The sequence below is a fragment of the Microcoleus sp. Z1_B2 genome (genome assembly GCF_036700325.1).
In the GTDB taxonomy this organism is placed as follows: Bacteria; Cyanobacteriota; Cyanobacteriia; order Cyanobacteriales; family Microcoleaceae; genus Microcoleus.
Window position 1 is genome coordinate 32,180 of the sequence record NZ_JAUBOQ010000039.1, and the last position, 12,675, is coordinate 44,854.

The 12,675-nt window shown below is 45.4% G+C and carries 12 protein-coding genes; 4 read left to right on the top strand and 8 right to left on the bottom strand.

What is annotated here, in order from left to right; all coding sequences use genetic code 11:
* Positions 1–278: 278 nt before the first annotated feature.
* The 3 genes from QT984_RS21535 to der all read right to left on the bottom strand — a co-directional run bounded on the left by QT984_RS21535 (position 279) and on the right by der (position 3,482).
* On the bottom strand, positions 279–1,274 hold the full coding sequence (locus QT984_RS21535) for an energy-coupling factor transporter transmembrane protein EcfT (protein WP_333057888.1): 996 nt from the start codon (positions 1,272–1,274) through the stop codon (positions 279–281).
* Positions 1,275–1,584: 310 nt separating this feature from the next.
* Positions 1,585–2,001 carry a four helix bundle protein gene (locus QT984_RS21540; protein WP_333057887.1) on the bottom strand — a complete coding sequence of 139 codons (417 nt, stop codon included), beginning with the start codon at positions 1,999–2,001 and terminating at the stop codon, positions 1,585–1,587.
* Between the two features lie 119 nt (positions 2,002–2,120).
* Positions 2,121–3,482: a ribosome biogenesis GTPase Der gene (gene der / locus QT984_RS21545; RefSeq protein WP_333210999.1), complete on the bottom strand. Its 1,362-nt coding sequence runs from the start codon at positions 3,480–3,482 to the stop codon at positions 2,121–2,123.
* 245 nt (positions 3,483–3,727) lie between these two features.
* On the opposite strand from der, the gene QT984_RS21550 reads away from it, so the two are divergent.
* The gene (locus tag QT984_RS21550; RefSeq protein ID WP_333057885.1) at positions 3,728–4,936 is read left to right on the top strand and encodes a NupC/NupG family nucleoside CNT transporter; all 1,209 of its coding nucleotides are present in this window, start codon (positions 3,728–3,730) and stop codon (positions 4,934–4,936) included.
* A gap of 221 nt (positions 4,937–5,157) precedes the next feature.
* Positions 5,158–5,745, top strand: a complete 588-nt coding sequence (locus tag QT984_RS21555) for an acireductone dioxygenase (protein ID WP_333057884.1) — start codon at positions 5,158–5,160, stop codon at positions 5,743–5,745.
* Positions 5,746–5,834: 89 nt separating this feature from the next.
* Here the strand turns inward: QT984_RS21555 and QT984_RS21560 are convergent, their stop codons facing one another.
* From QT984_RS21560 to QT984_RS21580, 5 genes are all read right to left on the bottom strand, one after another.
* Complete coding sequence (locus tag QT984_RS21560; RefSeq protein ID WP_333374898.1) at positions 5,835–6,680, bottom strand: hypothetical protein; 846 nt, start codon at positions 6,678–6,680, stop codon at positions 5,835–5,837.
* Positions 6,681–7,018: 338 nt separating this feature from the next.
* A complete protein-coding gene (locus QT984_RS21565) occupies positions 7,019–7,495 on the bottom strand; it encodes a DUF732 domain-containing protein (RefSeq protein ID WP_333374900.1) in 477 nt (158 codons plus the stop codon).
* Positions 7,496–7,685: 190 nt separating this feature from the next.
* Positions 7,686–8,306: a cupin domain-containing protein gene (locus tag QT984_RS21570; protein WP_333211007.1), complete on the bottom strand. Its 621-nt coding sequence runs from the start codon at positions 8,304–8,306 to the stop codon at positions 7,686–7,688.
* A gap of 144 nt (positions 8,307–8,450) precedes the next feature.
* Complete coding sequence (locus QT984_RS21575) at positions 8,451–9,017, bottom strand: sigma-70 family RNA polymerase sigma factor (protein WP_333057880.1); 567 nt, start codon at positions 9,015–9,017, stop codon at positions 8,451–8,453.
* 381 nt (positions 9,018–9,398) lie between these two features.
* Complete coding sequence (locus tag QT984_RS21580) at positions 9,399–9,596, bottom strand: hypothetical protein (protein ID WP_333057879.1); 198 nt, start codon at positions 9,594–9,596, stop codon at positions 9,399–9,401.
* A gap of 203 nt (positions 9,597–9,799) precedes the next feature.
* On the opposite strand from QT984_RS21580, the gene QT984_RS21585 reads away from it, so the two are divergent.
* Together QT984_RS21585 and QT984_RS21590 are read left to right on the top strand one after the other, a co-directional pair.
* Positions 9,800–11,014 carry a DUF4331 domain-containing protein gene (locus tag QT984_RS21585; RefSeq protein WP_333057878.1) on the top strand — a complete coding sequence of 405 codons (1,215 nt, stop codon included), beginning with the start codon at positions 9,800–9,802 and terminating at the stop codon, positions 11,012–11,014.
* Positions 11,015–11,116: 102 nt separating this feature from the next.
* The gene (locus QT984_RS21590; protein ID WP_333374902.1) at positions 11,117–12,523 is read left to right on the top strand and encodes a hypothetical protein; all 1,407 of its coding nucleotides are present in this window, start codon (positions 11,117–11,119) and stop codon (positions 12,521–12,523) included.
* Positions 12,524–12,675: the final 152 nt, after the last annotated feature.

Here is a 12,675-nt window from a genome sequence, read left to right on the forward strand (position 1 = left end):
AATCTAAAATCTAAAATCTAAAATCGCAACATCTGTCCCAAGATAGATGTTCAAGGTCTTGGTTCTCTAAATATTTGCCTCCATTACTTTAGCAGGACTGTCGCGCACCAGACAAAACTTACTCAAATGTTGGCCTGTACTCCAAACGACGAGCTTCATCAGTCATTCCCAATTCTTCAATCTCAAATCTAATCAATCAATCAATCAATCAATCAATCAATCAATCAATCAATCAATCAATCAATCAATCTAAAATCTAAAATCTAAAATCTAAAATCTCAACTGTCCCACCCCCAAACAAAACGGGCGCTCCAGAGGATGAGCAAGCAGCCGAGGGCGATCCAGTCTCGGATTTTCAATTGCAACTGGTGCCATTCTACACGGTGTCGATCGGGACTGGTGAAGCCGCGAACTTTCATGGCGCTGGCAATTTGTTCAGCTCGCAAAAGCAAGTTTTCTAACAGCCGCTCGGCTATCATCAACCACACTTGAGCTGCGCTGCGAAATCCGAGTTTTTTCCAGTTTATCGCTCTGGTTCTGACCGATCGCACTAAATTTTGTATTTCTTCCAATACTAGGGGAATAAATCGCAAAGATAAAGTTAATGTTAAGGCTATTTCGGTAATAGGCCAGTTCAAGCGGCGCAGGGGCTGCATTAAGTTTTCAAGGGCGGCGGTAATTTCTTCGCTGGCTGTGGTGAGAAGGTAGAGGTTGGTGCTGTAAATTACTGTGAAAAATAGGGTGCTGACGTTGATAGCTAAATCTAGGGATTTGCGAGTGATTTTAATCGGGCCTTGTTTTAATAAAACGTAACGGTAGTTTGTGGGTTGGGGGAGTTGATTTGGGCTTTGGGCTTTGGGATTGGGGATTGGGGAGTTTGAGCCTAAGTTAAAAGATTGGTACCAGGGTTTGGGCTTTTGAGGGGGTGGAAGGGTTGCCGGCTGTTGGGAAAAGGTTAATTCGTCGGCGGGGATGCGGGGCTGGTGTTCTGCGGGGAGTCCGTCGGGGGCGATCGCGCTGAGGCAAAATACTAATAGGCAAAATAGCAGCAGCAGTCCCATTTGCTGTTTCCACACGCGCAAGGGAATTGCTGCAGTTAGTGTCAGTACGATTAACATTCCTACTAGCATCAACCGCCAGATGGGATTGGCGAGTATTGGTGCAATCAGAAATGTCATCAACCAAGCTAATTTGACGCGGGAGTCTAGCCGGTGAAGCCAGGTTACGGGTTGTTCTAGGTAAAGTCCTATGGGGAGCGATCGAAGTAAGTCCATCTTGTCGATTTTAGATTTTAGATTTTAGATTTTAGATTGAGGGATTGATTGATTGAGGGATTGAGGGATTGAGGGATTGATTGATTGATTGATTGATTGATTGAGGGATTGAGGGATTGATTGAGGGATTGATTGATTGATTGATTGATTGATTGATTGATTGATTGATTGAGGGATTGAGGGATTGATTGATTGATTGATTGATTGATTTTTGAATGGGATTATTTGATTGAGCAATTGATTTTTTGATTGGGGATTATTTGATGTTTTGATTTTTGATAGGAAATTTTTGTTGAATTTTGACATTTTTTTATTTGCGATTTGCTGTTGGGTTTTTAGCAATTAAAGTTTTGATGGACGCAACAGTCATCGCTAAAATCTCATTTGTTTCTGACATGATACTTTTCAATTTAGTGGCATCTACCAATTCAGCTTCAACTATTAACTCCATCCAGTAAAGACTTTCATCCGCTTCTTCTTCCACTATCCTGAGTTTAGAAATTAAGTCTGCTGTTGACTTCGCACGACAAGCCGCTCGATAATTGGCTCCTACAGAAGTTGCTGAACGAATTAACTGCTTGCCAATTACCTGAGAAGCGGAGCCTTTGGGCAGCGCATCTACTAGCTTAATAACTCTCAATGCTAGCTGCTTTGTTCTTCTTTTAAACTCTTGTTCGTCCACCTTGCGATTTGAGATTTTAGATTGTTTGATTTGGAATTGTTTCAAATACCAAGTAATTGAATTGCCAAGAGGCGAAGGAAGACAAAAGAAAAAAATCGCAACTTAATTATACCATTAAACTGCGTTTTCTCTTTAATCTAAAATCCAAAATCTAAAATCTAAAATCACTTCACGCGCAGTGCTCTGTTTGTTGTGCTCATTTCGGTGGCACGAACTTTTTTGCCTCTCCAAAGTAGCCGCATTGGTGTACCGGTAAAGCCTAGATGTTTGCGGAATTGGCTTTCCATGTAGCGGCGGTAATTTTCTGTGAAGCGTTTGGGATCGTTGACAAATAGGGCGATTGTCGGTGGCTGCGATCGCACTTGAGTACCGTAATAGATTTTGCCTTGTTTTCCTTGGCGGGTAACTGGGGCTGAGTGCCAGGTTGTGGCTTCTTCTATGACTTCGTTAATGACTGCGGTAGGGACGCGACGTTTGTGTTCGTCGGAGGCTTTGTCTACTAATTCAATGATTTTTTCAACTCGCTGTCCACTCATGGCGCTAACAAAAATCATTTCTGCCCAGTCGAGGAAATAAAGTCGGGTTCTGACTTCTCTTTCGTACTCGTATATTGTGTCGGACTCTTTTTCTATGGCATCCCATTTGTTGACGACTATGATGCAGGCGCGACCTTCTTGGCTGATGCGATCGGCTAATTTTTGGTCTTGATCGGTAACGCCGTCGATTGCGTCAATTACTAATAGTATGACGTTGGCGCGACGGATGGCTTTGAAAGCGCGGTTGATGCCGAAAAATTCTGCGCCGTATTCGACGTTTTTCTTTTTGCGAATTCCGGCTGTGTCGATCAGGCGGTAGGTTTTACCGTTGCGTTCTACTAAGGTGTCGATCGCGTCGCGGGTTGTGCCGGAAATTGGGCTGACTATGGCGCGATTTTCTCCGAGAAATGCGTTTAACAAACTCGATTTGCCGACGTTGGGACGACCGATAATTGCTACTTTAATTTCCTCAACTTCGGGTAATACTTCTGTGGGAAGGTAAGTAATTAATTTGTCAAGCAATTCGCCGGTGCCGTTACCGTGAATGCCGGAAACTGGGTAAGGTTCTCCGAGTCCCAATTGCCAAAAGTCGGCTGCTTGGGTAAGCCCTGTATTTTCGGATTCGCATTTGTTGACGGCGAGAATGACGGGGACTTTTTGCAGTCTCAGCCAAGATGCGATCGATTCGTCGCCGCCGGTGAGTCCGGTTTTGCCGTCTACTACGAAAATTGCTGCGCTGGCTTCTGCGAGGGCCGCCATTGCTTGTTCGCGAATTAAAGGCAAAAATTCTGTTTCGTCGTCGAATACTAGCCCGCCGGTGTCTACGACTTGATATTCCCGATCGCCCCAGTATGCTGGTCTGTAAGTGCGATCGCGCGTGATTCCTGGTTCGTCGTGGACGATCGCGTCTTGGGTGTTGGCTAAACGGTTGACGAGCGTCGATTTGCCTACATTGGGGCGTCCAATAATAGCAACTATAGGTAGAGACATAAAAGTAGCAGCAATTAGGCTGCGCCGTGATTTTGAGGTTTAGCCTTTTATTGTAAGCGAAACTGGCTGATATTGTATGCGATCGGGCTGCATCGTGTATTATACGCCCTCCGGGGCTGTGCTGCCCGCGCCGCGAACTCATGGCGACCTCTGGAAACGAGATAAAGTACGATCGGGCTGTTAATCTGGATTACCAGAGCCTGGTAACGACAAATGCTTGCTGCACCTTCTCTAAAAATTGCTAAATGGAACGACTTATTTCTGTATTCGGGTTAGCTGTTTTTGTCGGTTTGTCCTACGTCTTTTCAGTCGATCGGCGCGCTGTCAAATGGCCGCCCGTATTGTGGGGAATTGCTTTACAGCTAATTTTTGCTATTTTGATTCTCAAAACTGCTCCGGGTTTGGCTGTCTTTCAATTTTTTGGAGATATGGTGACGCAGTTTCTCAATTTTTCTGATGCCGGGGCAAAGTTTATATTTGGAGATAATTTTGCCGAACACTTTATCGCTTTTAAAGTGCTGCCGACTATCATTTTTTTCTCTTCGTTTATCACCATACTTTATCACTACGGCATTTTACAGCGAGTTGTGCAAGCAGTGGCATGGTTGATGATTAAAACCATGAAAACTTCCGGCGCAGAAACGCTTTCTTGTGCTGGGAATATCTTTATCGGGCAAACCGAAGCTCCTTTGTTAATTAAACCTTATTTGGGGGCGATGACGCTCTCGGAACTTCATGCTGTCATGACGGGAGGATTTGCCACAATTGCCGGCGGAGTCATGGCAGCTTATATTTCTTTTGGAGTACCGGCTCAACATTTAATTTCGGCGTCGGTGATGTCTGCACCAGCAGCTTTGGCTATTTCTAAATTGCTGTACCCGGAAACTGAAAAGTCGCTGACGGCTGGGGAGGTGGAGGTGAAGGTAGAACAGGTTTATGCTAATGCGGTGGATGCGGCGGCTTCGGGTGCTAGCGACGGGTTGAAGTTGGCGGCGAATGTGGCCGCTATGCTGATTGCTTTTTTGGGTTTGTTGGCTTTTTTTAATGCGCTTTTGGGGTGGTTTGGAGGGCTAATTAGTTTGCCTCAGTTGTCGCTAGAATTAATTTTTGCTTATTTGATGGCTCCGGTTGCTTGGCTGATGGGGGTGCCTTGGGCTGATTGTGCAGAGGTGGGGATTGTTTTGGGAAAAAAAACGATTTTGAATGAGTTTATTGCTTATTTAGATTTGATGGAATTGGTGAAACAACAGGCGATTTCTGAACGATCGCAAATTATCTCGACTTATGCTTTGTGCGGGTTTTCTAACATTGGTTCGATCGGGATTCAGATTGGGGGAATTGGCGCGATGGCTCCGCAGCGGCAAGGCGATTTGGCTAGGTTGGGCGTGAGGGCGATGATTGCTGGCTCTTTGGCTTGTTTTATGACTGCTTGTATCGCGGGGATGCTGATTTGAAAGTTTTGAGTTTTTAGTTAAGCTGTGCGGTGCTTATGGTGCACCTTACATTAACTCCAGTAAATCTTATTAAATAAAAGTTAAAAAAACCACCAAATTATTTGATGGGTGCTATTGGTTTGATAATTGGCGAGGCAGGAGATGGAATTTTAGCGATCGGCTATTATTGAAAACAAGCAGGAGTTTAGTTTTTGACGAAAGCTTAAAACAGCAGCTTAAAAATGGAAACTAAATTTCCCTCAAAGCTCAACACATTAGGTGGTAATATGGCTGTTCTGCAACTAGAAGACGGTAGAACATATACGGATATCCGGGCGATCGCGAGTCAACTGGCAGTTTTAAATATTGAGATCGATTCCCTGCCCGCCAACGAAAATCCGGCGTTTCAAGAACTGCTAGTTCAAGACATTCTCAATGTAACAGAAAAACAGCAGATTCTCGCAGCATATAATAGCGAGTTTGAACAGTTTAAGCGCGCCAGCGGATATCGGTGGTGCGACTTAAAAGTGCTGCATCCAGGTTCGCAGCAGATTTACGCGCTGATGACTCAAAGCGATCGCACTCACACCCACACCGATGCAGAAGTTCTTCACATTTTAGCTGGGGAATGCGTTTTTGGGTTTGTGTATTCTAACGGCTCTCAGGTACAATTAATGCTGGAAGCTGAAGAATACATTAAAGTGCCGGCTAATACCGAACATTGGTTTTATCTCACTCCGTCGCTGTACTTGAAAGCCTTGCAGTATTACACCAGTGCTCAAGGCTGGGTTCCTAAGTATACCAACAGGAAACTAAAAATTACAAACTAAATCTAGGGTGCGCTTCGGCGCACCTTCCTCTATCAAAATAGGCGATTATGGCGACACTACAAACAAAGTCTCTCTATAAAAGATGAGGATTAAATGCTTTCTACTTCATTAGGTGCGGCCATTTCAATTTCTTCGCAACGCTGCAAAAGCGCTTCTATTTCCTGAGCTAAAAAAATTACTTCCGGCCAAGAAGAACCGTTGATTAAATCTTGAGCGTGAGCTAATTTGTTTCTCAATGCTTCTGCTGACTTTAAAAAACGCTCCCCGTAGCGTTTCGATTTGAGCCCCAGCCGATCGACTATTTCAGCAGAAGTCAGGATTAAATCTCGCTTGTCGCAGAATTGCAGGTAATCGATTAAGTCAATTGCTTCATTTCGCGATCGCCCCAATTCCCAAAGGTGTTTTGCGGCTAAAATACGATCGCCCTTCAGGAATTTCTGCCAAGAATCTTGGGGAAAGTAAATCCGCACGATCCGCAATAAATTCATTTCGAGAAGCGTCACCAATCCAAACAGCAGCATCCGCACCGGTGCTTTTTGTAAATCGCCGCAGGTAACGATCCCGTCGATCCTGTTGCTTTCCAATACAAATAATCTGGGTTTTTCTCGCAGCAGCGGCAGCAATTCCATCAAAGGAGTCGAGGCGGCAATTAATTGGGAGGGGTGAAAAATTTGCTGGTAGTCGCTGCACTTACCTGCGATTAAGTGCGATCGTTCTACATAGCCGCAAACCGTGCCGTTTTCTTCGATACCGAGCACGTCAAAATCGCGGGCCTCCATCCACGATCGCAATTTGGCTGCGTCTTCGCAAGCTGGGACAGCTTTCAGCGGTTCCGCGAGGTATTTAACTGTAATGCTGTCTTTGAATAAATCCCGCAAGTCGGCGGAACTTGATTTTAAATGTTTCATCTCATGTCCGGTAATTTCATGAATCATTGCGCGACAAAATGACAATTAATATTGTAACTGCCAGTAAAGACGCCGTATTACCGTGGGAGAATCTCAGTTTTGTAAAAAGCGTTTTTTAGAAGTGCGATCGTCCCCCTTGCACTCCTGTAAAATCAAAACTGAGATGCTGCCTTACCCAAGGCGTGTCAACTTAACGTTAAACCCTCAGTCCGCCAGGGAATGAAACCCCTGGCTCAAAGCGAAATTCCTCGCTACGAGGACTAATGAGTTCTTCAGTCCTCTTTGAGAGGACTTTAGCTATGAGACAGGGAATTCATTCCCTGGCGGACTGCCGGTGAGCGAGAGGACTGACAGATTTCATGATATTACTTACTGGCTAATTCCGGGCAATAATGATTGGCGGCAAGGGTGGTAATAATATCGGCATCGGCGAGAAAACTTTCTTTGGCAGTTGGATTTTCGATACTGACAGCTTGCCCGATCGCTCTTAATTTAACTTCCGGCAGAGAAAGTCCCGATTTTGCTTCCGCACACATTCTTTTAGCGGCCGCAATTTTTTGACCAGGGGCCCTTCGGATTGCTTGCAGTAAATTGTCCGTTGCTTCGGGAGAGTAGCTTTTTGCTAAGCGTTGATAGTCTTCGAGAAATTTCCCATCGTTTCCTGTCAGCTTAATGTCGGATTCTTGGGGCGAACACAACAAATTTAAGTTAATTACTTCTCCTACTGAATTGACAAGAAAACATCCTTCGCGTTCTTGGGCGATCGCGCTTTGGTTGCTGGGTACAAATTGTATAATAATAACGGCGGACAGAACAGCAGTTAAACGCGAGTAATTTAGCATGGGAATTACGTGATATATTTGGCATTTCTAACCGCCGAATGCGGAGCAATGTGGTGTTTTTGAGTTAGATATTGTCCGGTAAATTAACCGAAATAATTGTAGGGGCGGGTTTGACCAACCATCTATACTTCTAACTAAAAATCTACATAAACCCGCCCTCCAAGCTGTCGGCAATTCAACAAAAATAATATCAGACGAACATTTCGTTGTCTAGGGAAGTTTTCATTAACAGCAAACATCCCCCTTGGGTGAGGGGCGAATGTGTGGAACCGGGAACCGATCGAATGTAGTCGCCTTGATGGCAAATTTCCCCTTCTACAATTAAGTCTCCTTCTAATACAAGCACTTCCTCCGAGGCAGCGTGTCGGTGCAGGGGAAATGTTACTCCAGGTTCTAGGCGCATCAAGCAAGTAATTTCGCGCTTTTTTTTGTCCATGTAAAGCTTGCCGAACGAAACTCCCGGAACTCCATAAGATTTCCATTTGACATCGTGCGATCGCACTATTAAAGATGGAGTATTGTTCTCTGTTGGGGAAGTAGCAATTGGCTTGATATTGGCTGATTCGGCCGGGATTGGCGGCAGTTCGGCTATACGCTGGAACAGGCGGTTTTTGAGGTCGGGGGCGACAGGAACTGGGGGGGCTGTGTAGGCGATCGCAGCAATTGTGGATTCCCAAGCAGCTAATTCACTTGTAAGTTCTGCGGAATCTTTCAATTTCTCTGCAAATGCGCCGCGTTCTGACTCGTCGAGGATATCGAGAGCTTGAAGGGCTGCAAGGATTTTATATTCCTCGTCTGGCATCATTTCCATCTGTTTTCCGCCATTAATTGTAATTCAGCCTAGGTTGATTTTAAACTGGAAATTGGTCTGCTGTCCTCGCACTCCAGATGGATGATTGGAGAGGTCATAATTTTAGATTGATGTTAAACAACTTAAATTTTGTTTTTTGACTATCTAAAATTCTTCGCTCAAAGCTTGACGCAATTTGGAAATACCCAAGCGAATTCTGGTTTTGATTGTACCTGTCGGGATACCAGTTTTAGCTGATATCGCCGCGCAAGTCAGCCCTTGGTAGTAGGCGAGTTCGATCGCCTCTTGCTGTTCTTTTGGCAGTTTTTCTAAGGCTGCTTTGACTTGTTCGCTGCGTTCTTTAAACATTGCATCTTCCATCGGTTCTGCAACGCTAGAGATGGGTACCTTCGCATCTTCCAGACAAGCTTCAGCAGCCCGGACATTTCGCTGGATCGATCGCAGCCGATCGAGGGAACGACTGCGGGTAAGCATGAACAACCACGTATCTGCTCGACTGCGAGAAGGATCGTAAGTTGCTGCTTTTTGCCAAATTTGGGAAAAAACATCGATTACCACTTCTTCAGCTTCTTCTACCGAACCCAGGATTTTGTAAGCGAGAGCGTAGCTTGGGCGACCGTAGCGATCGTAAAGTTTAGCTAATGCCGTTTGGTCTTTCTGGGCAATCTGCACTAAAAGCAGCGATTCATCGCCTGACTTCTGGCCTGTCATCTCAGTGTACCGAAAATTTTTGTTTTGACTGCACAGATCCAAAATTAAAAATTCGGCGTATATCACTACAGAACATAATTGTAAGTTTGAAGTTGGGGTACAAACTGGAGTATGCCTTTTTAGGCTAACTTTGTCGTGCTTTGAATTGTAAAAATCCCAAGTCATCTGGAATTTTACCACCTAATTAGTGATTTTTTTTAGACTTAGCAATCCGCTTTATGCAGAACGAAAAAATCCCTGAGCGTGAAGAGTCAATCGATTTTGGATTTTGGATTTTGGATTTTCGATTTTCGATTAAAGAATTGAAGCATTGACTTGCGCGAGATAAATACGTTCGGCAAGTTTCATCGGATACAGGTTTTTTATTTCTGGACGGATGAATCACGTGGCGGGTATCCTGGATGCGGGAATTGTCAGAACCGCGCCCTTCACTCGTTCCCAAGCTTTGTTCGATCGCTCCCAATAAGAGCCTGGGAACCCGTATAAGCGAGGCTGTGGCTCCACTCGATCGAGGGAAGCCTTGTCTGGGAGCAGGCATTCCCAAGCATAGTCCGGGAACGAGTAAATCCTCAATAACACACTTTTTTCCCTAAATTTATCTTGAAGCACAGATCCAAAATTGCCAAACCTTCGTATACCACCAATAGGAGAAGGCTCAGCAATAGCGCAAAAGCCCGACAGGTTGACAGATTTCAACCTGTTGCTACAAAAGTAAAACCCGCGAATGCGGGTTATTTACCATTGATTTGTGCAAAAAATTCATTGCAATAAAGGTGCTAACTGTGAAGCTCACAAAAAAAATTCGCCGAACCATACTAGCTATTGAAGTAGCTCTAATTGCTCTATTAACTCCAGGGATAATTGTCGCTTCTGACCACGACGACGGCGAAGTAGATATCAAAGGTCGCGCGGTCAATTTAACTGACCTATATGTATATCGCGAAAAAGACCAAAACTCCGGTGCTGCGGACGGGGATTTAGTATTTACCATGAATTCAAATCCCAGGTCTGTCGCCCGTTATCAATATTATTTCAGCACTACAGCCCTCTACCAATTTCACATCACGCAAGTAAGTGACGTGAATTCTACACCTACTGGACGTTCGGATATTATCTTGCGGTTTGCCTTCAGTCCGCCTAACAATAGAGGTATGCAAGCGGTAGCTGTAACTGTTGTTCGCAACGGCTCGGAGACTGTTGCTAAGACTACAGTTAACGGCGGGCTAATTGCCACAACTCCGCTGAATTCTAATGCTGTTGTAAATACAGTACCTGTGGGCGGTTCTAACTTGACTGTATTTGCGGGTTTACGCGAAGACCCGTTTTTCTTTGATGTGGAACAATTTTTCCGAGTTCGCGCCGCAGCTTTGGGAACGGGGCCGCGCACTGCTTTTAAAGAACCGAGTCAAGCGATCGACTTTACTAAAGGTTACAACGTCAATACAATTGCTGTCCGCGTTCCGAAAGCGTTTTTGCAAGCAGGAACAGGGGCAAATACTTTTGATGTTTGGTCAACAGTTTCGATCCGGGATGGAGCTGGCGGTTTTAAACAATTCGAGCGTTTGGCAAGACCTGCAATTAATGAGGGTTTGATAGTTACTCCCGCTTATCTGGAAGCATTCAATAATATTCCTCCGAGATTGGATTTGAGCGCTGCTGCTGCTCCGGTGCGTCAGGAAGCTGTTGCTACTTTGAATGCTGTCGATCTTTTGGACGGTCGGGATAATGTCGATCCAAATGCGATCGCCGGAGCTTTCTTACCCGATGTCATGCGGATCGATACCACAAAAACCAGCGGCTACGCTAGCGCTACAAATGCTCAAGGAAGCTTGATCGGAGGTCGTATGCTGATGGACGACGTTATTGATATCACTCTGGGAGCTTTGGTGGGTTCTCCGGTTGGCGATAACGTTTCTTATAACGGAACTCCGGGAAATCCGGCTCAGGGACACAAACCTTTAGAACCGACTTTTCCTTATTTGGCTTTGCCTAATTAGTCATTAGTCATTAGTTATTAGTCATTAGTCATTGCTTATTGGCTAATGACTGATCGGAGATGCTTTTTTTAACCGCAGATGAACGCTGATTAACGCGGATGTATGAAAACTAAAACTAAACATGAAATAAAATCGGATATTTTCTCATGGGGGATGCTGATAGTAGTTCCTTTAGTTGGGATGGTAGTAGTAAATTTATCTCCTAATTTGCGTTTTATTTCAGATAATTTTTCTAACAAAAATCCCGAAAATCTCGATACTAATTACCGATATCATTTTTCGGAAAGTTTGAGAAATAATCCCAATCAAAAAGAAGCAATTCAGCAAGAAATTGCTTTTTACCAGCAGCGATTGGCTGTTGATTCCCGCAGCGGTTTGAACCGGGCGGCACTGGCTGGATCTTATTTAAAAATGGCTCGCGCTACTGGGGAGGGAGGTTGGTTTTTATTGGCAGAACAAGCGGCTCAAAGGTCGATCGCCGATTTGCCTTTTGACAACCAAGGTGCGCTGTTAGTTTTAGCTCGAATTGCTGAGGCAAGACACGATTTTGCTACTGCTTTGCGCTTTGCTAAACAGGCGGGTTCTGACAATGAAGATGCGATCGCCCTTTTAGTTACATCTAACTTAGCAATGGGAAAAGTGAACGAGGCAAATGCAGCCGCAGAAGCCTTAGTTAACCGGATTCCTAACTTGGGTTCTCTCACTTTGAGAGCTTTAGTGAGAGAGTCTCAGGGCCGAGATGCTGAGGTTGTGCAGGATTACCGGCAAGCAATGGCGGCGGAGGAACCAGGAGAGGTTGCTGGTTCGGCGCGGGCCCGATCGCTCTTGGGTCGATTTTACGCGCGTCGCGGGCAGTTTGTGCAGGCGAAAGCACTGTTTTTGGAGTCGCTGCGCTTGGTGCCGCGATACCCGCTGGCGCTGATTTATTTGGCGGATTTGGAGACGCGGCAGGGCAATTATCGGGAAGCGGAAGGCTATTACAGCAAGGTTTCTGCCTATTCTGGCGGGGCTGAGACTGTGTTCGATCACATTGTCGATCGCGGTATGGCGAGGGTGAAGGATTTGCAGGGAGATGCGATCGAATCCGGGCGACTTCGCGACAAAGCAGAAGCGGGGCTGCGACAGGAACAGGTTTCTGGATCTGGCGGTTTCGGGCACCGCAGGGATTTAGCGAGTTTGCTGCTGGAAAAAGGTCGATCGCAGGATGTAACGGAAGCGCTGGCGTTAATGCAGGAGGAGGTGAAAATTCGCCGGGATGCTGTGACGCTGGATACTTTGGCTTGGGCGCTTTCCGCCGCAGGGGAATGGCAAAAGGCCGATCGAGTGATGGCCGAAATAATGCGATCGGGCATTCGCGATGCGGGTATGTTTTACCGGGCTGGTGCGATCGCCCGGACTTTAGGTAAAGATACCGAATCTCGCGCTTATTTTCAAAAGTCCAAGGAAATTGACCCTAATTTTGACGATCGAGCTCGCCAAGCATTGGGTTTGGGAAGTTATGAATTTTGAGATTAGCTAATAGCAGCCATTCGGCCAAATTCGCCATTCCGTCAATCCGCCAGGGGTTGAAACCCCTGGCTAAAAGCTTAAGTCCTCTTGCATAGGAATGAAATCCGCAATTGTTGAATTTGATTAGCTATTCAGTCGGTTTCAACCGACTT

Excerpts from the sequence above, each read along its gene's own strand:
- der (WP_333210999.1), bottom strand. The coding sequence starts at position 3,482 with ATGTCTCTACCTATAGTTGCTATTATTGGACGCCCCAATGTAGGCAAA.
- QT984_RS21575 (WP_333057880.1), bottom strand. The coding sequence starts at position 9,017 with ATGACAGGCCAGAAGTCAGGCGATGAATCGCTGCTTTTAGTGCAGATT.
- QT984_RS21535 (WP_333057888.1), bottom strand. The coding sequence starts at position 1,274 with ATGGACTTACTTCGATCGCTCCCCATAGGACTTTACCTAGAACAACCC.
- QT984_RS21550 (WP_333057885.1), top strand. The coding sequence starts at position 3,728 with ATGGAACGACTTATTTCTGTATTCGGGTTAGCTGTTTTTGTCGGTTTG.
- QT984_RS21555 (WP_333057884.1), top strand. The coding sequence starts at position 5,158 with ATGGAAACTAAATTTCCCTCAAAGCTCAACACATTAGGTGGTAATATG.
- QT984_RS21570 (WP_333211007.1), bottom strand. The coding sequence starts at position 8,306 with ATGGAAATGATGCCAGACGAGGAATATAAAATCCTTGCAGCCCTTCAA.
- QT984_RS21560 (WP_333374898.1), bottom strand. The coding sequence starts at position 6,680 with ATGATTCATGAAATTACCGGACATGAGATGAAACATTTAAAATCAAGT.
- QT984_RS21565 (WP_333374900.1), bottom strand. The coding sequence starts at position 7,495 with ATGCTAAATTACTCGCGTTTAACTGCTGTTCTGTCCGCCGTTATTATT.
- QT984_RS21590 (WP_333374902.1), top strand. The coding sequence starts at position 11,117 with ATGAAAACTAAAACTAAACATGAAATAAAATCGGATATTTTCTCATGG.